Source organism: Vibrio sp. E150_018 (assembly GCF_053544035.1).
This window is the reverse complement of record NZ_JBHGNY010000007.1, coordinates 20,629-46,551: the sequence shown is the minus strand read 5'-3', so window position 1 is coordinate 46,551 and position 25,923 is coordinate 20,629. Positions and strand designations below refer to the sequence as shown.

Sequence of the window (25,923 nt, the reverse complement as noted above, 5' to 3'; positions counted from 1 at the left end):
GATACCTTTAAAGTAACTGATTCAATTGGGTTAACACATCGGAAGACTTATTATTTAGTACGTATAAATACCCAGAAAAAACAACGCACAAGCCCAGAAGAAACATCGCAAAAACAGACCAAACTGGAATTTGTCGACCTAATTTATATTTAGAGTGAACAACATGCTCGGTTGCTTTAGAAAGAGATCTCGGCTCTGAATCGTTGAGCGATTTTAATAATTCATGTAGCTTAATAATCACCCTTTCTCTCTCAGCAAAGCCATTGGAAACCACCTTGTACTTGCCTTCAAAACCCAAGTTCAAGCAGTGAAAAATAAATTCCAAAAGATCTTTATATCTCACAGGATCATTTTCTAAACGAGTGAGAATAGAAAAAACCTTCTCACCACCCCATGTTTCATCATGAAAACGAGAAAGCAGTGAATGTTGCGCCCAAATACTTTTTGCCCCCCATGACGTGCCCATTACCGACTCATCAAGAAAAGCGCACAATACATATCGGTAAGCCATAATGACCGAATGCTCATAGCCATTTTCAGCTAATTCCATTTCAATCGCCGTCACTTCTTTAACCACTTGATGGTAAATATCAGCAATAGACGCGCATTCCGAAAGCTGCTTTACTCTGAGTGCTAAACCAAATAATGGTGTGGCAACATCTATCAATAAGTTTGGATTATCACCACGTAAGGGAAACCAAAAGTCTTGATCTCGGTCTATATTCTCACTTCCCTCATACAGCAACTCATCGACTGCAACATTGGTATTATTGGTTTTCATCATTAACTCCTAATTGCCCAAAATTGCAGGTCAAGATCTTCAAATGCTCCTGCTACATGAAATGCAAACCCGGTTGAATGCTTTAAGCTTTCCCATGCAGGGCTAGTCTTATCAAGCTGATAGTAGGTGTAACCGGCGTGATACGGTAATTGACGCGGAGCAACCGGTAATGCGTTAAGAGGAACACCAGGTAATTGAAGAGAAATAAGCTCTCGTATTTTTTCAACCGATGACACTTTCGTTTGCTGAATAAATAAACGGCGTAACTCATCAACTGGCATCTTAGCCTTCACCGCAATAATAAATTCGGCTTCTTCAATCAATTGAGGATCTTGTACTGGAGCAACCATCAAACCGTATTGACGTTTGTGTAATTGTATTGAAACCGCTCTTGGCTCAAGCACAATGCTTAAACTCTGGCGCAAATGGTGCACAACAGGCCAAAACGATTCAGCTGGATTATCATGGTTATAAGCTGAGATTGAGGGTGGTAAGCGGCTTTCGTTGGTAAACGTTGCTAATTCCCCTGCTATAGAGCTTAAACATTCAAATAATCGTTCAGGGTGCAAACCTCTTAATTCAGATAAATGCTGTAATTGTGGCTGAATTTTATTTAACGCCTGCAGTAGCATGAAATCAGACACATCTGCCACACCACCTTGTGTCGGCGAGGAGATTTGTTGAGCGATATTTTTAGCTCTTTCGCGTATAAGCCCAGCGATTTCACCTACCACACGATGTAAGCCCGCATGACAGAGCACATTGGTATGGCAAGGAATAAAACTCTCATCAAGCATAATGCTGCCATCTGGTCTTTTTTCTCGAATCCGGGCGATCGCCATTGATGCATAAGAGGTTCTGTCTTCCTTTTCTAGCATCAATTGAATTTTAAGCGGTGCAACACTTACGGGCGTTGAGCTCCCCTGTATTGAATGAATATCGCGCTGCTCTTGAATTCTCTGTTGATAACGCCCTGTGCCTTTTTCTTCTGGCCAGTCAATTTCTAACAAAGAATCACTGCGTAAAGGGATCGCCAAATAAATGATTTGGTTGGCTAAGCTGGCGTCTTCAATATCAAGAGGATCAGGTAACAAGTCTTCCTGTGGAATACAAAATATTGAGCCATCGGGCATAATGCCAACCGCTCTCTCAATCGCGATTCGACCAAATGCTAAATACTCAGGATTAAGAGATAGCTCTGTTACCCCGTATAAGTATGGGCTCACAGCCTTTGAACGTTCATCCGCATAATACTCAAGATAACGTTGCTGTTGCTGAAAGTGTTGAGGCTTCATAAAAAGCCCTTCACTCCAAATAACACGGTTACGTGTAAACATGAATTACTCTACCTTTTCTAAGATGACTTCGTAGTCGCGGAAATAAACCAGTAAATGATATAAATGATCTTTATTTATAATTTTTACTGTTTTTTTCCATTCACTATTATCGGGGTCTGAAAAATGGACAACCACGCCGATATAATTAGTCTCATCACTAATTTCAAAATCACTTATAAATTTAAATTGTCCGGGCGTTAAAGCGTAGTCATAGCTTTTTACAAAATTGCTTTTGAGCGCTTTTTTAAAGTCATCTCGAATTTGATGATAATCGGTCGATAACAACATGGAATCATCAACAAGCTCGAAGAGTTGTATCTCAACAGGAGATGCAACCCCTTCTACGTTTGGGTTTACGCCATGATCTGCAAACATGCTAATAGTGATTTTTGTCGGCTCTGGCTCTGGTTTTGGATCAGAACTACATCCCGATAAAAATGCCAACATGATGAGTGCGGAAAGAATAAACTTCATGCTTATTTCTCCAGTTGCATCTCTCGGATCCGGCGATCATAAGACTGTTCAAATATTTCCCAGAATAACTTATCAAAGCCTCGCTGACGGTTTGAGGTTAACTCTGAAAAATAATTCTGATACATATTCCATGCCCAAGACTCGGGAGCATTAGTATCCGTATCCCCTGTACGCTTATAACTATTAAAACGTTTAAGTAATACTTCTGGAGAAAAGGCCATTAAAATATGCTGCAACGCTTCTGATGTTGCTTCTTGCATGGCTTGATTGTGATTGCGAATATTGTTAAGACTTTCCTCAATCGCGGCAGGAGGAGATAAGTGCACCATGCTTTTCTTATTATCGAAGAGAGTTCTCATCGTCTCGGTATAGTTAAGACCAAGCCTTAATGGGTTATCCTCAATAGGCTGTAAGTTGCGGTTAATCACACCAAAACGTCCATTTTCTACTTCGCTATGAATATTCAAGATCCCTTGAATACACGCTTTTAGACTTTCACCAAGCTCTTCTCCCAATTTATGGACATCTTCTATTCCAGAACTATTACCTACTTGAAGTTCTAACCCACTTAACAATGGTCCCATTACCAAATGGCTACTCACCTCGGCGCTTTTATCCTGCATAGAAGTTTGAGCTAATTCTTGCTCTAAAATTTCTAGGTTATTCTCATCCATATTAAAGCTCTCAATATTTTTCGGGTTATCTAAAATAGGGTCACTATTTCCGTTAATATGATTTTCTGAATTCAAGTCCATTTTTTTCTTTCGAACAAATCCCAATATTCTTTTCAATCTCATTGAGGACGTCAGTTCAAACTCACTATCCGCTTGAGGTGTAAGGTCGGATTCTTTTTTAGTTTCATTTTTATTAATTAAAACTTCTAAGTCATTACCAATATGATCATCAGATTCGTTACTGATATTCTTTTCTCTATCTAGCTCTTTAATAGGGTCTAGAAATTTCTCATCATCACATTTTAATTCCTCGGAATTTGGTCTAATATCCATGGACACTTCATCATCTAATAATATATTTCTACTTTTATTTATAAACTCTTCCAATGAATGGCTATCCGATAATTCATCATCTTCCATTAACTTAACTCGAATATAATAATATCCAACCTTTAACACGTCTTTATGTTGTAATTTGGCTTCATTATCGGAACCTAATGGCATATCTGAATCATTAATATAGGTCTGCCCACATAAGTCTCTTACGCAGTAAGCGTTATCGGTATGGAAAATTTCAAAATGATTTTCATAAATATTATTTTCATCATCATATAACGTCCAAACAGAGCGATCATTCGATCCAACAATGCCACCGTCAGCATCAAAGATATGGCTAGGATTCAAACCTGGCTGTAATATTTTCACATTAGAAATGGTTAAAAATAATTTGTTACTTCCTAAAGCCATTTTATTGCCTTCCTTGAATTAACACGCTGCCATTTCTATTATTCTCACCTAAGAAAGAGGTCCATCCCAAAAACATACCTGATGAGCTATTAATCGTTTTTAATGCTTCGTCATCCATAACCAGCTCAATATCATAAGCAAGCTGATCTCGAACTATGAATTCAATAAGCTTTCTTAATGGTTCAAAATTCTCTCCTGATGGCAAAAACTCAGAAAATTTCTCTTTGGTTAAATGAGAAATACAAATCGTAAACTTCCCACTAGCATCTTCAATAAAGCAACCTAATACGGTATCTACCCCTAAGGTCATATTTTGCTTTCCTAAAAATCCCCTTTGCTCTTGCGAAATTCTGACGTCACGAATATTCCACTCTTTGATTTCAACTTTCGATAAATCAAAGCAATGTGCAATAATTCCCTCAACAACTTGAGGTGACCGGCTTCGACTTGCTAATAATCCAGAATAAGAAAGCATCTTACTCCAGTTAATTGGTGTATCTCCTCGTAAAGACACATCAAATAGCCCTATTAAAGCAAAAACTTGAGATGAAAAATCATCTTCTGCACCTGGTCTAAAACGTACGTGATATCGATATTTTCGCCAAATCCGATAAGATAAATTTACAATTCTATTATTAAAAAAATCAAAAAATGGTCTACGAAGTCCACCAGGTTCCTCATTAACAAGTTGTTCCAATATATAACCGGGAAGTGGTGATGATCCGCCAGACAAACCAAGAAAGTTAGTCTCTAAACTCAACTTGCCATCAGGAAAATAGGTTAATTTAGTAATATCTGAAGGAGAAAAGCCTAAACTAGGATTACCAGAAAAAGAGAGTCGACACTCCCTTTCCCAATCACTTTTTTCGGGTATACTCCCTTCAAATAAATGAACCAACTCAATTAATTGATAAAAACTAAAGTCATGCACAGATTCTGATAATCGATGCACCTCTAATTTTTCTAAATCAGTGGTTGCATCCCTACCTGTAAATTCCATGTATATTTCTCATTATTGTTCGTATTAATTACTGTTAATTGATGAAAAGAATTAATACTTGCATATAAAGCAAAAAATCGACTGAGTACGGTTCCAAATAAATACAATTCACCTTCAGAAGAAAATGCACTTTGATTAAGGTACAGCACTGACTCTAAACCTCTAACTGATCGACCACGTATAATTTTATCAATAGGATGAGATTCAATTTTTTCAATTCCATCCAAACGCTTCTGACTTATCTTTTCTGCTTGTCTATCGACTAAAGCTTTAAAGTCATACGCTCTGAAAATACTGCATAGCGCATCTTTCGATAATAGAGATAAATAATTAAGTGATAAATTTGAAATCAATGTCCAAAGTAAGCTCCCATCAAGCACGGGCCTTAATGTCTGTGTAGGAATTGTGATGTTCTCAAAAGACGCAAATATTGGTGATGTATCCGTAGCTTGATCAATATCCCCGATGCTTAACTCAATCGGCAATAATCTATTGGTACAAGTCAGCTTTATTGATACTGTTTCATTGCATTGAATAACTTGCTGCTCATCGCTGCGAACAAAAGACAGCCAATTATCAAAGCCATCATTGCTAAGACTGTCCCTGACTCTTACTCGGTAGTAATTTGCAGAGCGATGATTCGTTCGTTCAATTTCATGCTGAAAACTTTCAAAAGCTGAATACTTTCTTCGTTGCCCTCTGATTCTTCCTTGGGCTTCTTCTTTCGTTTCCAACCAGCCATAAACTTCATTGACACTAAACACTTCATAATGAGAAGTAAGGCGACTAGATGGCGTGATTTTGTACTCTGTAGATTTGCCAGTTAAATCAATAGGATCTGAATCGTGATCGAACAGGTTAATAACCGGTGAACAATACAATTGAAAATGATCATTCGTTACTCGAACATCAGCAGGTAAGGTTTTTGAAAAAGCGATTTTCAGCTTGAAGCCATCTACAATATTTTTAGGTAATGCTTTGTCTAAGCCGTTCAAATCAAAGAAATAAAAAGCATCTTGAAATGTTAAGTACTCTTGTAATATCCGGTAGCCTGAATAAGCATTCTTTGGATACGGGAGTAGCCCATCATCATCAGAAAAACCCACTGAACTCAACGACTCTAAAGGTATATTAAACTCTACACCTTTCGCTTCAACCGTAATGGAATCAATATAGTGATTGAGCCATAAGTAAATCATCTGCGAACTATATTGGTCCGAGCCTAGAAAAAACCGAATACTAGATAAGTTAATGTCACCTAAACTCATCGTTCCCTGAAGTTGGAAATCAAGTTCAATTGTCGTAGCTTTACGCGTGTGATGTGGGAGCACTTTTTCTATCGTCATTGGATAAATAGTAAAATCACGACAAGTCTTAAATTGGCATTGCGTACCATTCACCTCTCGGCTATTAATACTCGTACCTGCAGAGATAATTTGGCCATCGGTTAAATTCTTTTTAGGACAGAATTTAACGATAGACATACTAGGGATAGGCCTTAAGTAATTAGGCCAAAGCATGTTAATAATAGAATGTGTAAATTCAGGAAAGTCATCTTCAACTTTTTCACGTAAGCGCGCCGTTAGAAAAGCAAAACCTTCTAATAATCGCTCAACATCTGGATCAGTATTTTGAGCATGTAAAAAACGTGATAATTGAGGATATATATCGGTGAAATTTTTTCCTTGCTCTTTTAAAAAAGTAAGCTCTTCCCGAAAATATTTATCATGTGCCATTATTAAAACACTCTGTATTTTTTATTATGATCTAGCATTAAATCAAGTTTGACTTTTTTATGTATTGCTTGGTGGTCAAGCTCAGCTAAGATCTGAAAACGTAAAGAAAAAACATCAAAGTTATCAAGTGATGTATACACTGAAATATTCTTTAATCTTGGCTCATATATATCTAAACACTTCTTTATTGCTAATCGGATTGTCATCGAAAGATCGGTAACTTCTAACGTCGCATCATTAAAATCGATTAACCCTAACTGTGGACTACTCTGAGAATCTCCCATTCTAGTATTCAGAATATTTGAAATATTATTTCTGACAGAATTAAGGACCTCACTTAAATTTGGAGCCTGAATAATATTTAAAGGCTTAGCATCAGCTTCCAAACGCTCAAGGAAACTGATACCAAACGCACTATCTTCTGGTGCTATATAGGCCATTACTACGCTTGGTCCAGACGACCGACAAGAGATAGCTCAAAGCTTGCTCCCATATACTTGAAGTGAGGTCGTACAGACATAGAAACCTGATACCATCCAGGATTCCCTTCAACATCTGACACTTCAATTTTGGCTGCACGTAATGGGCGACGACTACGAACGTCTGCTGGCGGATTTTCTTGGTCAGCTATGTACTGCTTGATCCAACCATTCAATTCACGCTCTAAATCTTGGCGCTCTTTCCAAGAGCCGATCTGCTCACGCTGTAATACTTTAATATAGTGAGCTAAACGGTTAATAATCATCATATAAGGTAACTGCGTACCTAGTTTATAATTAGTCTCTGCTTCTTTGCCTTCTTTAGTATTTGGGAAAATCTTAGGTTTTTGGATTGAATTAGCAGAGAAAAATGTCGCATTATCGCTACCTTTTCTCATCGTTAAAGATATGAATCCTTCTTCAGCTAGTTCAAACTCTTTGCGATCCGTCACTAACACTTCTGTTGGAATCTTAGCTTGTAGCGCACCCATTGATTCAAAGACGTGAACAGGTAAGTCTTCAACCGCACCACCACTTTGAGGCCCAATAACATTTGGACACCAGCGGTATTTCGCAAAGCTATCAGTTAAACGGCTAGCAAAAGCAAAAGCGGTGTTACCCCATAAATAATGACTATGAGATGCCGTTACGCTCTCTTTATAATTGAACGATTTGATCGGGTTCTCTGTTGGGTCATAAGGGACTCGTAATAGAAATCTTGGCGCAGTTAGGCCAATATAACGAGAATCTTCTGAATCACGTAATGAACGCCACTTAGTATATTTAGGGCTTTCAAAAATTGATTTTAAGTCTTTCAAGTTTGGTAGTTCTTCAAAAGAATCAATGCCAAAGAATTCAGGGCCGACACTTGAAATGAATGGAGCATGAGACATGGCGCCAATGGAAGCCATATATTGTAATAAGCGCATATCTGGCGTTGATGGTGTAAATGCAAAATTACCAATTATCGCGCCTGTTGGTTCTCCGCCAAACTGACCATAGCCTGATGAGTAAACATGCTTATACAATCCAGACTGAGTGGTTTCTGGCGAGAATTCAAAATCTTCTAGCAGCTCTTCTTTCGTCGCATGCAAAAGATCTATTTTATTGTTCTCTCTGAAGTCAGTTCGGTCGACAAGAAGCTTTAAACCTTTCCATGATGATTCCATCTGTTGAAATGTTTCATTATGAAGAATCTCATCCATTTGAGAGCTGATTTTCTTATCAAGCTCAACCAACATCTGATCCACTAATGACTTATTAACTGGCTCTTCTGTACGGTTCGCACTCACAAGATTTTCAATGAAAGCCGCAATACCTTTTTTGGCAATATCATAGCCTTCTTCATTTGGAGTAATACGAGTTTGTGCCATCACTTCATCTAATAAGCTACTACGCTCTAATGTTGTATTATTAAGAACCTTTTCAACTGTAGACATAATCTTTCCCTAATTAATAGCTTTATATAATTGATTAAACGTCTTTATTAGAACTATCAACAAGCTCTAACTCGGAAAGTAATCGATTACGGTCTTCTTCAGAACCTAACAACTCTTGCATACGTTCACGGAATGCAGGAATATTTCCTAAAGGACCTTTTAGTGCAACAAGAGCCTCACGTAATTCAATTAGCTTATTTACTTCTGGCACCTGCGAAACAACAGAGTCTGGGGAAAAATCTTCAAGTGATTTAAACTGTAATTTAATTGATAGGTCATCACCTTTATCAGCGGATAATTTATTATCTACAGAAGTATTAATACTGAGATTATTTTCTCGCATTACAGATTGAAAATTATCTTTATTAATTGAAATGGCTTTTCTTTCTTCAATTGAAGTATCTTCTGCATGCCCTTTAAAGTCACCAACCACTAAAATTTTAAATGGCAATTCAATTTCAGACTGGGTATCACCAGTAGCTGGAATATACTTAATGTTAATTCTCTCTTTAGGAGCAACACTTCCTTCCTTTGACATAATAACCTCAATCATGGTTTTAAATTAAAACTAAAAACTGCTAGACAGCAGATAATGGCGATCATTATGTATTATTTGAATCAGGAAAAAGGTTAAAAACAAATATTTGAGATTAATATCAAAAATTAAATAGCAACAAATGAAATATTTATATTAATTAATAACATGCAAAGAAAATATCTAAAGGACAGGCAGGAATAAATTTACAAAATAAAGAGGGTTGAATTTATATTCATATCATTAATAGGGTAATTATAGTTGCTAATTTAAAATATGCGTTTAAAAACCATCAATACGTGAACTATTTAAGTTTAAATCGAAAGGGGATGACAAACTATAGGGAACTAATATTTAAGAAAGGAACCTAAACAGATTGTTTCTAGTTCTAATCGTATGGTTGCAAAGAGATGAATACCAAAGTAACTTAAAGTGAAGAATCAGGTGAGTAAAACGGTGAAAATTGAGAATAAATGGGAAGTCGGTAACCTTAAAAAATCAGACATAAAAAAAGAGAGCCTAGGCTCTCTTTTTCTTAATCTTAAAGACTGGTTCTAATTAAAGAGCAGCTTTTGCTTTTTCAACTAGTACTGCGAAAGCAGCTTTGTCGAATACAGCGATATCAGCAAGGATCTTACGATCGATCTCGATAGATGCTTTCTTAAGACCGTTGATGAAACGGCTGTAAGATAGACCATTTTGACGAGCAGCAGCGTTAATACGAGCGATCCATAGTTGACGGAACGTACGCTTTTTATTGCGACGGTCACGGTATGCGTATTGACCAGCTTTTGTAACTGCTTGGAAAGCTACGCGGTAAACACGTGAACGTGCTCCGTAGTAACCTTTAGCTTGCTTTAGAACTTTCTTATGACGTGCACGAGCTTGTACACCACGTTTTACGCGAGGCATTATGCTTCTCCTAAACTATTTGATTAAACTAAAAAATTAAGCGTATGGAAGCATACGAACAACACCTGCTACTTCACATTTTGGAAGGATGGCATTTGGACGAAGCTGACGCTTGTTTTTAGTAGTACGTTTAGTCAGGATGTGACGTTTAGTTGCGTGCTTGAATTTAAAGCCGCCACCAGTTTTTTTGAAACGCTTCGCAGCGCCTCGGTTTGTTTTCATCTTAGGCATGATGAATAACTCCGCATTGTATGTATTAATCGTTCTACGTGCTAAGTAAATAGCTTTTAAGACGCAGTGTTAATAAACATATCGGTTAATATTATGTAATTAGGGCGAATAAAACCTCATCAATCACTGCATAACAGCGAATGACGAGGTTGTATTACTTGTAAGGCCGTTAATTACTTCTTTTTAGGGGCTAGCATCATGATCATTTGACGACCTTCTATACGCGTTGGGAAAGATTCAACCACTGCTAACTCTTCAGTGTCGGCTTTCAAACGGTTTAGAACGTCAACGCCAATTTCTTGATGCGCCATTTCACGGCCACGGAAGCGAATAGTTACTTTCACTTTGTTGCCGTCTTCAAGGAAACCAGTCAGGTTGCGTAGTTTTACCTGATAGTCTCCGATATCAGTCCCAGGACGGAATTTAATTTCCTTAATCTGGATCTGCTTTTGCTTCTTCTTCTGCTCTTTAGCAGCTTTGCTCTTCTCAAAGAGGAATTTACCATAGTCCATAACACGACAGACAGGTGGTTCAGCGTTTGGACTGATTTCTACCAGGTCCATACCAGCTTCAAGAGCCGCTTCCATAGCTTCATTGATTGAAACAACACCTACGGCTTCGCCGTCTGCACCTGTTAAGCGTACTTCTTTAACGCCTCGAATTTCATCGTTTAAACGATGCTGGTTTTGCTTGGCCGGTTGTTGGCCTTTTCTTCCGCCTTTAATAGGTTATTCCTCCAGATTGAGCTTACGGCTTGAAACATCGGCTTGAAGATAAGAAATGAAATCTTCAACTTTGAATTTACCGAGGTCCTTACCTTTACGTGTACGTACTGCAATTTCGCCAGCTTCCATTTCTTGGTCGCCACAAACGATCATGTAAGGCACACGCTTTAAAGTATGTTCGCGGATTTTAAAGCCAATCTTCTCATTTCTCAAGTCCGCTTTTACTTTAAAGCCAGATTTTTGCAATTTTTGTGCAACTTGTTGCACATAATCGGCTTGTTTATCTGTGATTCCGGTAATAACAGCTTGTTCCGGCGCTAACCAAGTAGGGAAGAAACCGGCATATTCTTCGATTAAAATACCGATGAAGCGCTCTAGTGAACCTAAAATTGCACGGTGAATCATCACTGGAACTAAACGTTCGTTATTTTCACCAACATAAGTTGCACCTAAACGGCCTGGTAAGTTGAAATCAAGCTGAACCGTACCACATTGCCATGCACGATCTAGACAGTCGTATAATGTGAATTCAATCTTAGGTCCATAGAACGCCCCCTCACCTTCTTGGATTTCGTATGAAATATCCATCGATTCCAATGCCAGTTTTAGATCGCTTTCTGATTTATCCCAAATTTCATCACTACCTACACGCTGTTCAGGACGAGTTGACAGTTTCACAACGATATTTTCAAAACCGAACGTGTTATATACATCATAAACCATCTTAATGCATTGCTTCACTTCGTCTTGAATTTGATCTTCTGTACAGAAAATATGCGCATCATCTTGAGTAAAACCACGAACACGCATAATGCCGTGTAAAGCACCTGATGGCTCATTACGGTGACATGAACCAAACTCAGCCATACGTAGTGGCAGATCACGGTATGATTTCAAACCTTGGTTAAAGATTTGCACGTGACCTGGGCAGTTCATTGGCTTAATTGCATATTCACGGTTTTCAGAAGAAGTCGTGAACATCGCATCAGCGTACTTATCCCAATGACCAGAGCGTTCCCAAAGCACGCGGTCCATCATTAGTGGACCTTTTACTTCTTGGTAGTCGTATTCTGTCAATTTCTCACGTATAAACACTTCCAGTTCACGGAAAATAGACCAGCCATTATGATGCCAGAACACCATACCTGGTGCTTCTTGTTGCATGTGGAATAAATCTAAGTGTTTACCAATTTTACGATGGTCACGTTTCGCTGCTTCTTCTAAACGAACAAGGTGCTCTTTTAGTTGTTTTTTATCAGCAAATGCTGTGCCGTAGATACGTTGCAGCATTTTATTGTCGCTGTTACCACGCCAGTATGCGCCCGCTACATTCAATAGAGTGAAATGTTGGCAGAAGCTCATATTTGGTACGTGTGGACCACGACACATGTCAATATATTCTTCATGATGATAGAGACCCGGACGATCGTCACGTGCCACATTCTCATCTAAAATTTCGATTTTGTAACTTTCACCACGTGATTCAAACGTATCACGCGCTTCTTGCCAACTAACGTTCTTCTTGATGACTTGATATTTGGTTTTCGCAAGTTCTTTCATACGCTTTTCAATCGCGTCTAAATCTTCTTGCGTTAAAGAATGCTCAAGATCGATGTCATAGTAGAAGCCTTTATCGATCGTTGGACCAATCGCCATTTTAGCTTCAGGGAAAAGTTGCTTAATCGCATGACCAAGCAAGTGAGCACATGAGTGGCGAATGATTTCTAAGCCATCTTCATCTTTAGCAGTGATGATTTCTAAGCTCGCATCATTTTCAATAAGGTCACACGCGTCAACACGGTTACCATCAACACGGCCTGCGATGGTTGCTTTCGCAAGACCAGGACCGATTGATAAAGCAACATCCATAGTTGAAACAGCGTTGTCGAATTGGCGAGTACTGCCATCAGGAAGAGTAATTACAGGCATGATATATCCTATTTCCAGTGGTGCCACATACCAAGTAGCACATGAGTTTAAATTTAACCTACATAATCAGTAGGTTATAAGAAGAGAGTAAATTGTTTTCAAAGATTTGGTACAAGTTTTAGTACTAATTCAAACTTTTCCAAATATGAAAGTAAGTATTCTAAAGAAATTCACTGGAATTGAAAGATTACAACGCAAAATAATATCCATTGGCTAAAGTTAAGGTGTAGGCCTGTTATTTGATATTACCTTTACAAACTTATGATCTATCCGCAACGATACACATTTGCCGTGGAGTCCATATTCAAGAAAAGCTGTGAGGAATTACACTATGGTCAGCGCTAAAGATTTTGCCTCGTGGTTAAAGGATAAATTTATCAATGAGACACAAGGCGTCACGTTAACTCGACGTGATATTAACCAACTGACAGGGCGTCAGGGCTTTAACCTTGGGTTCGTGCACGATACTCATTACGAGCTGATGCGATATGGTATTGCCTTCGTCACAGATACGGCACGTGAAAATTTTTATCTCATCCCAGTCAATGATTGCAAGCACTGGCGCTCAGCACTTGAAAGTCAATTTGAGAAAGAGCTTTACTGCAATATCTACCCTATTGAGCGCTCTTCTGGTTAAGCTTTAATCTACTAACCTTATAACATGCAAAAGAAAAGCAATTTATTTTCACTGGACTGACCAATTATGTTCGATTGTCATATATAATCTCGGCTGTTTTTTCTATTAGTAGTGAATTATGTTTCTAACACCTTATTTCTCAACTCAAGATAGCGCTTTCCAATTTACTCGTCAGCAAGCAAGCCATTTTGCTAAAAAAGTGGCGGGTGACTTTAACCCTATTCATGATGAAGACAGCAAACGTTTCTGTGTTCCTGGTGACCTTTTATTTGCCGTTTTATTGCAACAGGAAGGTATTAGCCAAAAAATGAGCTTCCGTTTTTCTGGCATGGTCTCTGATGGTGTTGCTTTACATATAGAAGAGAAAGGGCCTCAAGACAGTGCTTTAGTTGATGAAAATGGTAAAGAATACCTACTCATGCATCACGAAGGCGAAAAAAGCCAAAATCAAAACTTTATTGAACATGTCGTCACAAACTACGTTCAGTTTTCTGGTATGAATTTCCCCCACATCATGGTTCCTCTAATGGAAGAAGAACAGATGATGATTAATACTCAACGCCCTCTCGTGATCTACGAAAGCATGGATGTTGAGTTCTGCCGCTTAGATCTCTCTCATCCAGAAGTCGAGTTTACTGGTGCGACGTTTGATGTCACAGGTAAGCGCGGTGTAGTAACGTTGAACTTTGCTTTTAAAGAAGATGGTGAAGTCGTTGGTAAAGGTGTGAAAAAAATGATCGCGAGTGGCTTGAAGCCCTATCAACAAGAAGATATTGATGAATTCGTCAATCGCTTTAATGCATGTAAAGCCGCTTTTACTGCCGAATATAATTCATAATTTTTCAGCTCAGCAGTCACTCCTTACTACAGCCTATACATAAAAAAAGTGAAGCCCTCTGAGCTTCACTTTTTTATGTTTAAAAGACTATTTCAAACCGATATAAACTCAAAATCTATATCAACTCATCGCTTTAACGGTTTCACTAGGCTATCTAACCCTTCCACTTTTAACGCTAAGCATAATTTCAATAAATCCCCTAACTCTCCTTTAGGAAATTCCGCTTTATTTTGAAACCACAGCAGATACTCTTCAGGCAAATCAATCAACATGCGCCCAGCATACTTACCAAATGGCATGGGCATACGAGCCAGCTTTATCAGGTTTTCTTTTTCTAACACTGTGAGTTCCATCTAAGATAATGAAAATACTAAAAAAACGCCTGCAACTAAAAGGCAGCGTTTATTCAGTCGTTTAACTCAAAGCAGATTAATGCACTGGACGCGTATCATTATCATTAAACTTACCAAAGTGCTCTTCAAGAACTTCAGGAGTTAATTTACCTTCTGCTTCTAGCTGCTTAAGTTTTGCAACAATTGCTTTTTGCTCTTCAATGCTTGGTAATGGTGTTTCTGGAGCTTCTGTCATCTCCGCCGACATTTGCTCTAGCTCTTTTTCAATATCATTACTCATGATCTAATTCCCAAGGTTACAATTTATAAAATCAATTGCATTAATTCTAACGATTTTGGCTCACAACTGCCAGAAAACCATCTTGAAATGACAATAGCGAACCTTATTTATACCCAAGTGACTTCAAGGTGCAGAATTCAGATATATCATCCAAACCTTTATACTTCGTTAAATTGAACACAAATAGAATGACTATGATCATATTCAATTTGTCTTGCCCAAAGCTTGTTTTATTCTTGCTGAAACTCGCACCTTAAAGTGATTTGGGTATATAGCTTACTTTTAATTTGTCATTAGAGAGAACTTTTTCACTCTCTCATGGTCATAGAACTCAAGTTACAAATTGTCACATTTGACGACATTTCATAAACGTATTAATCAGACACATCAGGAGATATTTTGACCATGCATTCGGACACTTTTGCCCAGCTCCAGCAATATTTGAATTCTCAAGTGATTGGCCAAAATGAACTAGTTAAACAATTATTAGTGGCACTACTCGCCGATGGACACATTCTAGTGGAAGGTCCTCCAGGACTGGCTAAAACCCGTGCAGTTAAAGTATTAGCCGATTGTATTGAAGGTGACTTTCACCGCGTGCAATTTACTCCCGATCTTTTACCAGCTGACTTAACGGGTACGGATATCTTCCGCCCTGAAACCGGAGAATTTACCTTCCAAGCGGGTCCAATATTTAACTCATTAATCTTAGCCGATGAAATTAACCGTGCACCAGCTAAGGTACAAGCGGCAATGCTCGAAGCGATGGCAGAAAAGCAAATTACGGTTGGACGAGAATCTTATAAATTACCCGACTTGTTCCTAGTGATGGCCACCCAAAACCCGATTGAACAAGAAGGCACTTACCCTCTTCCTGAAGCGCAGTTAGACCGTTTCTTGCTGCACCTTGAAGTAGACTACCCAAATGCGGAAAGTGAGTTAGATATTTTGCGCCTTAACCGCGGTGAAGCTCAAGGCCAGCTTGCCAGTCAGCCGGTGAAGCTATCTCAACAAACCATTTTTGATGCTCGACAAGCAGCACTTTCGATCCACATGGCAGAAAATGTTGAGCAATACATTATTCGTTTGATCATGGCCACGCGTCAGCCATCACAATACAACCCACTGTTAGCAGAATGGCTACAAATGGGAGTGAGCCCTCGCGCCACTATCGCACTTGATCGTTGTGCTCGTGCGCATGCTTGGTTGGCAGGTCGCGATTTTGTTAGCCCTGAAGATGTTCAAGCAATGGCCTTCCCTGTTCTACGTCATCGTTTATTACTTAGCTATCAAGCACAAGCAGAAGGCATAACTTCTAACCGCGTGATCGCAGAATTACTGGCACAGGTTGGCAGTGCATGATGGAGCAAAAGTTACCCCCTTTTGCCACGGGCGTAGAATTAAGCTTAAAAGAATTGCTGTACTACAAAAGCCATACCGTGCATTGGCAGCCGCCAAGTAAAAGCCTATGGTCACAACTGAACGGCAGTCATACTAGTAGCCAGAAAGGTCGTGGTATGAATTTCTCAGAAGTTCGTCAATATCAAGCGGGCGATGATATTCGATCTATTGATTGGCGAGTCACTGCGCGTACCGGAAAAGCGCATACCAAACTGTTTACTGAAGAGCGTGAACAGCCCGTGATCTTATATTTAGATCTCAGTGCAAGCATGCGTTTTGGCTCACAATTGTTATTTAAAACGGTTCAATGTGCGCATCTCGCCAGTTTATTAAGCTGGCTCGCAGTAGAGCAAAAAGATCGCATTGGCGCCGTGATTGATATGGGAGACCGTTTGATTGAGCTAAAACCGACCGCGCGTCAACAAGGTGCATTACATATTAGTCATCAATTAGTTGAGCTTAATAATGAGTCAATTAAACAGCTACAAGCCCAGCAAAAAACCAATACAACACCAACTAAAGAATTACCATTCCAACAAGTACTTCAAACCCTGCACCGTATGTGTCCGAAAGGCAGCGATATCGTTTTCATTAGTGATTTTAAACGCTTAAATTTAGACGGAAAACCACTACTGAATCAACTCAGACAACATAATCGCTTGCAGTTTATCCATATATTCGATCCTCTAGAAATGGGGAATACTGATTTTCGTGGCAGTGAATATGTCAGTAATGGTGAACAAACTCGCTGGTTGAACTTTGGGCAAAAAAATACCCGAACACAACTAAAAAACCGCTATATTGAACATCTCAATCAAATAGAGAAAATCTGTAAAAGCCTCGCTATTCCGATGCGTTCTTTATCATGCTCAGAACCTTTATTATCTCAACTAGGTGCACCTTCATCATCCGCACCAAATTCAGGAAATATCAATGAATAACGCTCCATTATCCGCGGTATCACAAGCTCAACCGGCGTTGTCTGAGTCAGGCTCTCAAACGCTTTCTTTAGCACCGTTACATTTACCAACAGAACCCGGTTTGTGGCCTATTGCTTGGGGATGGTGGGCTTGTGCGGCCATCATTATTCTGGCGATCATCATTGCGCTAATTATTGCCTCTCGTTATAAAAAACGCCGTTTAGCGAAAAAGGCTGCCCTGCGGTTACTGGCGCAAAACAGTAGTAAACAGCAAGGCCAGAAAAAAGTCGCCACAGCCAATGACCTACTTCGCCAAGTCTGCTTCTCTTATTATCCAAGACCGATGCTTGCCAGCTTACATGGTGAACGTTGGTACACATTTTTAGATGAACAACATCCATCGAATAAAAACAACTTCCAATCCAACCAGAAAAACTGGCAGACTGCTTTATATGAAAAACAAGATGTTTCACAAGATCTTGCAAACCAACTTTACCAACAAGTAGAGGAATGGATCACCCAATCACTACCGCCAAGCAAAAAGAAAATCAAAGCCGCTCAACAAGCATTTAAGCAATCGGCCAATGCTCTGAATGATGGTATGGTTTCAGCGGCTCGCCCGGCCAACCCATCACCAAAAGTACGACAAGCTCCAAAGTCATTAATTGAAAAAGAACGAGTTCTCAACGAACTTGAGTCCAAAGTTCAAAACCCAACAGATAAAGGTTCCAAAGACGATGTTTGAGTTTCATTGGGTGTGGGTGTTTCTCGCCTTACCACTGCCTTTGATTGTTTATTGGTTTGCTCCAGCTCATAAACCTAGGGCTGCCATTATTTTACCTACCTTACCAACAGAAGATAATGTCCAACAAAAACAACATATTGGACTTAAAGTTCTCGCTATCATTATCTGGTTATTATTAGTCACCGCTGCGGCAAGACCAATATGGTATGGCAAACCTGTCGAATTCCAACCGAAGCATCGCGATATGATGTTAGTCGTCGACTTATCCGGTTCTATGGCACAAGAAGACATGAATTCACCTTCAGGCTATATCGACCGTTTAAGCGCGGTAAAACAAGTATTAACCGATTTCATTACCAAGAGAAAAGGCGACCGTTTAGGATTAGTGTTATTTGCTGATCACGCTTATTTACAAACCCCACTGACGCTTGATCGCACCACTGTTTTGCAGCAATTAAACCGTGCCCAATTAAATATGATAGGGACTCAAACTGCGATTGGTGAAGGCTTAGGTATTGCCACTAAAACCTTTATCAAAAGTAAGGCTGAGCAACGCGTTATCGTACTACTCAGTGATGGTAGTAATACCGCGGGCGTCATTGATCCAATTGAAGCGGCTCATATCGCCAAAGAAAATCACGCCATTATTTATACCGTTGGCGTGGGTGCAGGTGAATTACAAATAGATAGCTTCTTTGGTAGCCGTACCGTAAATACCGCTCAAGACTTGGATGAAAAAACACTCACTCAAATTGCACAAATGACTGGCGGAAAATATTTCCGCGCTAGAGATCAAAAAGAATTGAACGAAATTTACGACACCATTAACCAATTACAACCGGTCAGCAATGCGACTCAAACATGGCGTCCACAAACTGAATGGTTTACTTATCCACTCGCTTTAGCGTTGATTTTGTCATTTATCCTTGCCGTATTAAGGAGACGACATGTCTAATTTCCAACTTCTTAATCCTACTTGGTTATATGCGATCATTCCTGCCCTATTACTTAGCGTATGGTTGTATCGAAAACCGAAAACTACCAGCTTAATTGCTAACCACCTAAGTCAACAATTAGGGTTAGACCAAACCAAAACACACAGCTCAGTAATTGGAGTATTACTCTCTGCTTGGCTGATTGCCATCATCGCTCTAGCAGGGCCAAGCTTTCAGAAACAGCAGGTTCCAAGTTTTGGTGTAAATAATGCACGAGTGATAGTGATGGACATGACTTTATCTATGTACGCCACCGATCTGGCTCCAAATCGTTTAACCCAAGCTCGCTACAAAGTCATGGATTTACTACCAGCATTGAAAGAAGGCACCACCGGGCTCGTCGCCTACTCGGCCGATGGTTATATGATTAGCCCATTAACCCATGATGCCAACACGCTGAAAAACTTAATTCCAAACTTATCTCCCGATATCATGCCGACTCATGGCAGTAATGCGGGTGCTGGCGTGAAAAAAGCCATTGATATGTTGACTCAAGCTGGCCACCAGCAAGGTGACATTATTTTAGTTGCCGATGGGTTAAGTTCTGCGGAATCAGACAACATCGCGACCCAACTTAAAGGTACGAATTGGAATTTATCTGTAATGTCAGTTGGCACAGCACAAGGCGCACCGATTCGCCTACCAAGTGGTGATATGTTTACTCATGATGGTGTCACCGTGGTTGCGAAAGCCGATCTCAACGCACTGCAATCATTAGCCCAAACGGGACATGGTGTTTATACCGCGCTTCGCACTGATGATGTCGATATTCAAACGCTTGCCCAAGCCCTCAATCATGTGGAATTAAACACCAGTAAACAAAATAAAGGATCGCCAGAATTGGAAGTACATATTAATAATGGTTTTTGGCTATTACCTATCTTGCTTATTTTTGCTCTTGGTTCGTTTCGCCGTGGTGGAATTTTCAGCCTAGCACTTTTAGTCAGCCTACCCTTGCTGCAACCTCAAGATGCTTTCGCGGCACAAGAAGCCCAACCAAAGACGACGCTTGAATCTAGTTTTGACATTACATCAGCATTTAAAACACCCGACCAGCAAGGTTACCAATCTTATCAAGCCAAAGATTATGCAAAAGCCGCCACGCAATTTGAAAACCGTGCATGGCAAGGCGCGGCTCAATATCAGGCAGGCAATTACCAAGCGGCGATTCAATCTCTACAAGGCTTAAAGGATGAAGACTCTCGCTACAACTTAGCCAATGCACAAGCCCAAGCAGACCAGTTAGAACAAGCTAAACAAGGTTATAAAGACATCTTAAAAATCAATCCAAATCATGCGGATGCGAAAAAGAATTTAGAGATCGTCAATAAAGCTTTGCAGCAACAAAAGCAGCAGAACAACCAACAACAAAACCAAGACAATAAAAATAACAAACAAGACGATCAGCAAAAGAACGACAAAGACTCGCAAGAACAGCAGTCTAAAGATCAACAAAGCCAAGACTCGAAGGGAAATAACGCTCAAGATAACTCGTCTCAAAGTGACCAATCTCAAAAGAATCAGTCACAAGACTCACAATCGCAAAACAACCAAAACAAATCTGCTCAAAAGCAAAAGCAAAAGCAAGATTCTCAACAAAATCAGAATCAATCTGAGCAAAATGAGCAAGAGCAAGAGCAAGATAATAAAGATCAGCAACATAACTCTCAGCAGAACAGCGAAGAAAAGTCTAAACAGCAGCAGGCTCAAGCCCAACAACAAGCAGAGCAATCAAAACAAAAAGAAGATCAACAAAAACAACAAGCGATGGCTGCGAGTCAGCAAGATAACAACAACCCAGCAGGTAACACGGTCGCGGTTGATCCAAAACTCAATAAACTAGAACAGATCCCTGATGATGCAAGACGCTTACTACAAGCTCAAATGGCGCTTGAAGCCCAGCAAAATCCGCAACCAGAATCTAACGGTCAGCAATGGTAAATCGACGAATGGAAAACACAATGTATTCAATCTTTTCTCAACTATTGTCTCAGTTAAGCGCCTCAAAACTAAAGCGTGCTTGCCATAAACAATTCGCCCTATTAAGCGCTGTTTTAATGTCACTTGCGATAAGTCATAGTGCATTTGCCAATGATATACAGGCGACCGCTTCCGTCTCACAAACCCGTTTAAGCACCAATGAAGTATTTAATCTACAAGTGGCGTATATGGGCGCAGCTCACCGAGAAGATTTCGACCCAAGCGCACTAGATAAAGACTTCACTCAAGGAGCGGTACAATTTGGTTCATCGCGTTACAGTGTCAATGGCAAAGTCACATTAAGAAGTGAATGGAACATCAGTCTGGCGACCAATAAATCTGGTAACGTTATCATTCCGAGTTTTGAAATCAATGGCGTTAAAACCGATCCCATTACCTTGCATGTCAGCAACGATCCAAGCACGCCAAAACAAAGCGACCTAATTAGCTTTGATGACAGCATTTCAAAAACCACTTTATACCCAAAAGAGATGGCGACTTTCACTTCTCGATTATTGGTGAAGACCGACCCCCGTGGTTTGCAAAACACTAAGCTCACGCCACCTTCAGGTGATGGCTTAAGCATCAAGCCGATCGGCCAGCCTAACCAATATCAAAAAATCATTAATGGCATTGAAACGACGGTTGTAGAACAAGAGTATCGTGTAACCGCCGAACAATCTGGAACGCATCAGCTTATCCCTACTCGCCTACAAGCCTCTGTGATTAGTATCAACCGCACAACCGGCATCCGTCGCATTGTGCCAGTCGATGTGCAACCAAAGCCTATCACCATAACGGTGAAGGAGAAACCTTCTTCATACCAAGGCGCATGGCTGCCTACTCAATCACTAACCTTGCAACAAGGCTGGCAAGACAGTGAAGGTAACATGCTAGATTCATCTACCGCTATAGATACCACAGTTGGTCAACCGATTACCCGAATTCTCGCCCTAGCCGTCCAAGATGTGAGCGCAGAAAGTTTGCCTGAACTTAAAATTGACTACCCAAATTCAGTACGTGTTTACAGCGAAAAACCAAAATTTGGCCAAGATGAATCCGGCAATACTGTCATGACACTAAAGCAAGTCATCATGCCGAAAAAATCCGGTGATATCGCACTACCTTCCGTAAGCGTGCCTTGGTGGAACTCAAAAGCCAACCAAGCAGAAACCGCCAAGGTAAATGGAATCACTCTAAAAGCGAAAGTAGATGAGAATGCGCCACAACCATCGCAAGCGTTAAACGTGCAGCCTGAAAGTACAACTAACACTACCGAAAGTGATAACGCCGCTGAACCTAAAGCCGCACCGGCAATTAATAGTACTAAGGCAAGTTTTTGGCCATACACGACTGCTCTATTTGCCGCTTTATGGTTAATAACACTAGTATTATTCGTGCAGCAAAAGCGCAAACAACCTCAACTACCAACTGAGGAAATCACGCCAAGTAAAGCACAACCAAATAGCTTTATTGATGCGGTTAAATCCAAAGACGGTGCAAAAATTCAAAGTGCTTTTGCTCAATGGCAAGCTCAACATTCAAATGTAGCCGCCGATCTCAAACACAGTATCCAGTCAGAAATCAACGCATTGATGGCAAGCTTATACGGCCCTCAACAGCAAGATTACGACACTCAAACCTTGCTAAAATTAATCAAGCAAGCAGAAAAACAAAGCAAGAAAAAGCTAAATAACAAACAAGATGAGATCGCTAAGCTGTAGGTAAAAAGATAGCCAAAGCCGGAAACGAAACACCCCATTGATATTTGATCAATGGGGTGTTTTTGTTGTGAAGCGATAGGTTGGGGTTGAGAGGTAATATGATTTTTGCTGGTAGATGCTAAAAGTTGGGACTGGGTTTGGACATAAATGAATTACTCCGGCCCAGTCATCCCGCACATGAGCCTAAGCGAAGAAGATGCGGGATCTGGCTTTTAAACATAAAATTGAGCTAGAGAGATGGATAACTCAACGTTGGACAATTCCGATTTACAGTGCTGCTGTAGTTTTAATATTTTGGATAGGACTTCTCATCACTGACAAAGGGAAGACTAAAATAGTTTTGCATTTGAGGAAGTGACGTCCTACTAACCCTGCATAAATCAAGCAACATCAACTGAAATTGGTAGAGATTCTGCTGCTGCCTATCAGGAAACCCATATATATACACATTTTCGAGTTCAGCAGTACTGGTATGAGAAAAATTAAGTCAATTGACACGTTGGTGAGATGTAATATTGGTCAATATTAGCTCACTTTGGGGCATAAATAAGTCATTCACATCAACCCTCCCCCGCCCTCCCTTGGCTGTAAATCTTTATACCAAATATTTTCCATTGGTAAAGAGGGAGTTATTTGTGATCGCTTGTTGTGTAATGGTATTAGCGTAAAAAAACACTGTAACTATTCAGCGCGTGATAAGTAGATTCCTGCTCTCGCTTAGGCTCGGCTGGAATGACGCTCTCATAATGTGCGGTGAATATTGAGTCGATATTGCAACTACAAGCGACAAAGACCAGCTCTTCCCTTTGATAAATTAATCCACTTGGCAACAGAAGTTGATATAAGGGGAAGCGGGGATGAGGTTTATTACGCCAAATCCTTTTGGAGCAAATATGCTTATTCCCCAGCTGTCACCCCGCACATGAGCCTAGGCGAAGAAGATGCGGGGTCTTGCTTACGTAACTTTCATTGGTGTGAGAGATCCCGGATAACTCATCCCTCGTTTCCGGAATGACGAGCTTGAGAGGAGCTAACACTTTGGATCATTAACTGATTTTGGGAAATAAATATTTATAAAAGGCAGCTGACCAATGTGAAGTGATCGCTGCCTTTATGGAAGAAGAATTTATTATTCTCCGTGGATTTTTATTACGATTTTATATTATAAGTGGCGTAGAATTACTTATGATATAAACGGCTTTGTAAGCGAGTTTTCAAAGCGCCATCCGTTAAACCTGCCGCATGGACTTCCAAATCATGCCAATCTTGCGCAGTAAACGCTTGGTAGGTCTTATCGATTAAACCTTGCTTCACATCATCCGCAACAAAAGCAGCTTCTAGAGCACATAACGTAACATCCAATAATTCGATACGATTAAATCCAAATACCGTTTCTGCAATGTGGTATTCCTTAGCGACATCGGTACCAAATAAGCCCGCATCATCAGTATTAATCGACAAACGCACGCCCTTTTCATATAAGCAACGTAAAGGGTGATTATCGAGCTTTTGTTCAAACTCCGTGACTAGAATTCGGTTACTGGTTGGAGCCACTTCTAAGGTAATGTTTTCTGCAATCAATTGCTCAATCAAAGCGTCATCTTTAATGGCTGCAATACCATGACCAATACGTTTTGCACCAAACTTTAAAGCATCACGCATACTTTCAGGGCCACGAATTTCACCCGCATGATAAGACTTAGGTAATGGGATATTATCCACCAAATCATGAACGTAGATGAAATCTTCAAATTCACCCGCCATTTCGTTACCGGCAATATTGAAACCTGTGACAATTTCACGCGAGTTGTTCGCGATAAAATCTACACTTAAATTCAGATGCTCTAGGCTTAAGTGGCGCACACCACAGCCTTGCAGACGCGTTTCTGTGCCATATTCATCTTTTACTTCATTAATCGCACGCTCAATGCCATCCATAAATTCGTGGTATTTATTCGCATTCAACGACACCGCGCCATGAGCATCTTCTTCACAACATAAGTGGAAGGCAGATGTGATCATTTCACAGTAGATCATCCCCTGTTGCGCATTACGGCTCAGGTAGTCTTTCATGATCAGGTAGTAATCATCGGCATCACGAACGAGATCGGCCACAACATCATACGCTTTTACGAATTCACCAAAGTCAGTTTCATCGTATTGATAACGACCATTCGGAAACTCCGCTTTATCATAAGCACCATCGGCATAGAGAAAATCATCAGGTAATGACACCTCATGTTTTTTAGCTAAGATCAAAGCCATTTCAGGCGTTACAGAACCTTCAATATGTTCATGCAAAATTACTTTAGGAAGCGTAGCGGTCATGATTTTATCTCTATTGATTAATCTATTTATGGCACCTTACCGTTCCATTTTATTAATGCAACAGTAGAGTATTAAAAATTACGTACTGAAACACAGCAAACGTTTTCGCTAGGTCGCACTGCTAACCTGCTCTACTAACTGTACAGGTTAATCGCTCAACGCTATACTTGTTCCATTAAATGTACATGTGGAGATTATTATGAAAATCGTATCGTTTACTGAAGCTAGAAATAGCCTCAAAACCGTTTTAGATGGTGTCGTTAATGATGCCGACACTACCGTAATTACTCGCAGAGATTCTGAAGATGCTGTGGTTATGTCTCTAGACTATTACAATAGCCTAATGGAAACCGTCCACTTACTTCGTTCCCCTAAAAACGCAGAGCATCTAAACCGCTCAATCGAGCAGTATCGTTCTGGAAAACCAACTGAACGAGAGTTAATTGATGACTAGTCAGCAGCGTTTATTATCGTGGACTGATGAAGCTTGGGGTGATTACGTATACTGGCAACACCAGGACAAAAAAACACTAAAGCGCATAAATAAACTCATTAATGATGTAAAGCGCTCTCCATTTGAGGGCATAGGTAAACCTGAACCGTTGAAAGAGAACTTATCTGGTTTTTGGTCTCGCCGCATTGATGATACAAACAGACTTGTTTATGCCGTAGACGCTCAATCTATTACGATAATTTCGTGTCGCTATCACTACTAGGTTTGGC

At 40.0% G+C, this 25,923-nt stretch carries 26 protein-coding genes; 10 read left to right on the top strand and 16 right to left on the bottom strand.

Annotated features, from left to right (window positions below; genetic code table 11):
• Window positions 1–7: 7 nt before the first annotated feature.
• The 13 genes from icmH to thrS form a co-directional block, all read right to left on the bottom strand.
• The gene (gene icmH / locus ACE3G9_RS08920; protein ID WP_449218955.1) at window positions 8–781 is read right to left on the bottom strand and encodes a type IVB secretion system protein IcmH/DotU; all 774 of its coding nucleotides are present in this window, start codon (window positions 779–781) and stop codon (window positions 8–10) included.
• A 2-nt stretch (window positions 782–783) separates the two neighbouring features.
• A complete protein-coding gene (gene tssK, locus ACE3G9_RS08915) occupies window positions 784–2,118 on the bottom strand; it encodes a type VI secretion system baseplate subunit TssK (protein WP_449218954.1) in 1,335 nt (444 codons plus the stop codon).
• A 3-nt stretch (window positions 2,119–2,121) separates the two neighbouring features.
• A complete protein-coding gene (gene tssJ, locus ACE3G9_RS08910; RefSeq protein WP_144388359.1) occupies window positions 2,122–2,592 on the bottom strand; it encodes a type VI secretion system lipoprotein TssJ in 471 nt (156 codons plus the stop codon).
• Window positions 2,593–2,594: 2 nt separating this feature from the next.
• Window positions 2,595–4,013: a type VI secretion system-associated FHA domain protein TagH gene (gene tagH, locus ACE3G9_RS08905; protein ID WP_449218953.1), complete on the bottom strand. Its 1,419-nt coding sequence runs from the start codon at window positions 4,011–4,013 to the stop codon at window positions 2,595–2,597.
• Window position 4,014: 1 nt separating this feature from the next.
• Entirely contained in the window at window positions 4,015–5,013 is a 999-nt protein-coding gene (gene tssG, locus ACE3G9_RS08900) for a type VI secretion system baseplate subunit TssG (RefSeq protein ID WP_449218952.1), read from the bottom strand.
• On the bottom strand, window positions 4,977–6,749 hold the full coding sequence (gene tssF, locus ACE3G9_RS08895; protein WP_449218951.1) for a type VI secretion system baseplate subunit TssF: 1,773 nt from the start codon (window positions 6,747–6,749) through the stop codon (window positions 4,977–4,979). The genes tssG and tssF overlap by 37 nt, the downstream gene beginning before the upstream one ends.
• 2 nt (window positions 6,750–6,751) lie before the next feature.
• On the bottom strand, window positions 6,752–7,189 hold the full coding sequence (gene tssE / locus ACE3G9_RS08890) for a type VI secretion system baseplate subunit TssE (RefSeq protein WP_449218950.1): 438 nt from the start codon (window positions 7,187–7,189) through the stop codon (window positions 6,752–6,754).
• 2 nt (window positions 7,190–7,191) lie between these two features.
• Complete coding sequence (gene tssC, locus ACE3G9_RS08885; RefSeq protein WP_449218949.1) at window positions 7,192–8,667, bottom strand: type VI secretion system contractile sheath large subunit; 1,476 nt, start codon at window positions 8,665–8,667, stop codon at window positions 7,192–7,194.
• Window positions 8,668–8,701: 34 nt separating this feature from the next.
• Window positions 8,702–9,205 carry a type VI secretion system contractile sheath small subunit gene (gene tssB / locus ACE3G9_RS08880; RefSeq protein ID WP_449218948.1) on the bottom strand — a complete coding sequence of 168 codons (504 nt, stop codon included), beginning with the start codon at window positions 9,203–9,205 and terminating at the stop codon, window positions 8,702–8,704.
• 555 nt (window positions 9,206–9,760) lie between these two features.
• Window positions 9,761–10,114 (bottom strand): 50S ribosomal protein L20, encoded by a 354-nt coding sequence (rplT, locus tag ACE3G9_RS08875; protein WP_027695678.1) that lies wholly within the window; start codon window positions 10,112–10,114, stop codon window positions 9,761–9,763.
• 36 nt (window positions 10,115–10,150) lie between these two features.
• A complete protein-coding gene (rpmI, locus tag ACE3G9_RS08870; protein ID WP_027695677.1) occupies window positions 10,151–10,345 on the bottom strand; it encodes a 50S ribosomal protein L35 in 195 nt (64 codons plus the stop codon).
• A 173-nt stretch (window positions 10,346–10,518) separates the two neighbouring features.
• The gene (infC, locus tag ACE3G9_RS08865) at window positions 10,519–11,070 is read right to left on the bottom strand and encodes a translation initiation factor IF-3 (RefSeq protein WP_089124061.1); all 552 of its coding nucleotides are present in this window, start codon (window positions 11,068–11,070) and stop codon (window positions 10,519–10,521) included.
• Between the two features lie 3 nt (window positions 11,071–11,073).
• Window positions 11,074–12,999 (bottom strand): threonine--tRNA ligase, encoded by a 1,926-nt coding sequence (thrS, locus tag ACE3G9_RS08860; protein ID WP_449218947.1) that lies wholly within the window; start codon window positions 12,997–12,999, stop codon window positions 11,074–11,076.
• Window positions 13,000–13,330: 331 nt separating this feature from the next.
• On the opposite strand from thrS, the gene ACE3G9_RS08855 reads away from it, so the two are divergent.
• Window positions 13,331–13,636: a hypothetical protein gene (locus ACE3G9_RS08855; protein ID WP_449218946.1), complete on the top strand. Its 306-nt coding sequence runs from the start codon at window positions 13,331–13,333 to the stop codon at window positions 13,634–13,636.
• A 118-nt stretch (window positions 13,637–13,754) separates the two neighbouring features.
• Window positions 13,755–14,474 (top strand): DUF3581 domain-containing protein, encoded by a 720-nt coding sequence (locus ACE3G9_RS08850; protein WP_417879869.1) that lies wholly within the window; start codon window positions 13,755–13,757, stop codon window positions 14,472–14,474.
• 125 nt (window positions 14,475–14,599) lie between these two features.
• On the opposite strand, the gene ACE3G9_RS08845 is transcribed toward ACE3G9_RS08850, so the two are convergent.
• Both ACE3G9_RS08845 and ACE3G9_RS08840 read right to left on the bottom strand, forming a co-directional pair.
• Window positions 14,600–14,815, bottom strand: a complete 216-nt coding sequence (locus ACE3G9_RS08845; RefSeq protein ID WP_027695672.1) for a DUF3820 family protein — start codon at window positions 14,813–14,815, stop codon at window positions 14,600–14,602.
• 88 nt (window positions 14,816–14,903) lie between these two features.
• Window positions 14,904–15,107 (bottom strand): restriction endonuclease subunit S, encoded by a 204-nt coding sequence (locus ACE3G9_RS08840; RefSeq protein WP_449218945.1) that lies wholly within the window; start codon window positions 15,105–15,107, stop codon window positions 14,904–14,906.
• 405 nt (window positions 15,108–15,512) lie between these two features.
• Here ACE3G9_RS08840 and ACE3G9_RS08835 point away from each other — a divergent pair, with 405 nt between their 5' ends.
• Genes ACE3G9_RS08835 through ACE3G9_RS08810 form a run of 6 tightly spaced genes read left to right on the top strand, consistent with a single transcriptional unit; the run spans window position 15,513 to window position 22,872 of the window.
• Window positions 15,513–16,469: an AAA family ATPase gene (locus ACE3G9_RS08835; protein ID WP_449218944.1), complete on the top strand. Its 957-nt coding sequence runs from the start codon at window positions 15,513–15,515 to the stop codon at window positions 16,467–16,469.
• Window positions 16,469–17,449 carry a DUF58 domain-containing protein gene (locus tag ACE3G9_RS08830; protein WP_417879952.1) on the top strand — a complete coding sequence of 327 codons (981 nt, stop codon included), beginning with the start codon at window positions 16,469–16,471 and terminating at the stop codon, window positions 17,447–17,449. Before ACE3G9_RS08835 ends, ACE3G9_RS08830 begins: the two co-directional genes overlap by 1 nt.
• Window positions 17,442–18,173: a DUF4381 domain-containing protein gene (locus ACE3G9_RS08825; RefSeq protein ID WP_449218943.1), complete on the top strand. Its 732-nt coding sequence runs from the start codon at window positions 17,442–17,444 to the stop codon at window positions 18,171–18,173. Before ACE3G9_RS08830 ends, ACE3G9_RS08825 begins: the two co-directional genes overlap by 8 nt.
• On the top strand, window positions 18,166–19,128 hold the full coding sequence (locus ACE3G9_RS08820; protein ID WP_449218942.1) for a vWA domain-containing protein: 963 nt from the start codon (window positions 18,166–18,168) through the stop codon (window positions 19,126–19,128). The genes ACE3G9_RS08825 and ACE3G9_RS08820 overlap by 8 nt, the downstream gene beginning before the upstream one ends.
• On the top strand, window positions 19,121–21,109 hold the full coding sequence (locus ACE3G9_RS08815; RefSeq protein WP_449218941.1) for a vWA domain-containing protein: 1,989 nt from the start codon (window positions 19,121–19,123) through the stop codon (window positions 21,107–21,109). Before ACE3G9_RS08820 ends, ACE3G9_RS08815 begins: the two co-directional genes overlap by 8 nt.
• Window positions 21,110–21,129: 20 nt before the next feature.
• Entirely contained in the window at window positions 21,130–22,872 is a 1,743-nt protein-coding gene (locus tag ACE3G9_RS08810) for a BatD family protein (RefSeq protein ID WP_449218940.1), read from the top strand.
• Window positions 22,873–24,051: 1,179 nt separating this feature from the next.
• On the opposite strand, the gene add is transcribed toward ACE3G9_RS08810, so the two are convergent.
• On the bottom strand, window positions 24,052–25,200 hold the full coding sequence (gene add / locus ACE3G9_RS08805) for an adenosine deaminase (protein WP_417879862.1): 1,149 nt from the start codon (window positions 25,198–25,200) through the stop codon (window positions 24,052–24,054).
• A gap of 199 nt (window positions 25,201–25,399) precedes the next feature.
• On the opposite strand from add, the gene ACE3G9_RS08800 reads away from it, so the two are divergent.
• Both ACE3G9_RS08800 and ACE3G9_RS08795 read left to right on the top strand, forming a co-directional pair.
• Window positions 25,400–25,654: a type II toxin-antitoxin system Phd/YefM family antitoxin gene (locus ACE3G9_RS08800; protein ID WP_449218939.1), complete on the top strand. Its 255-nt coding sequence runs from the start codon at window positions 25,400–25,402 to the stop codon at window positions 25,652–25,654.
• Window positions 25,647–25,916: a Txe/YoeB family addiction module toxin gene (locus tag ACE3G9_RS08795; protein WP_417879860.1), complete on the top strand. Its 270-nt coding sequence runs from the start codon at window positions 25,647–25,649 to the stop codon at window positions 25,914–25,916. Before ACE3G9_RS08800 ends, ACE3G9_RS08795 begins: the two co-directional genes overlap by 8 nt.
• Window positions 25,917–25,923: the final 7 nt, after the last annotated feature.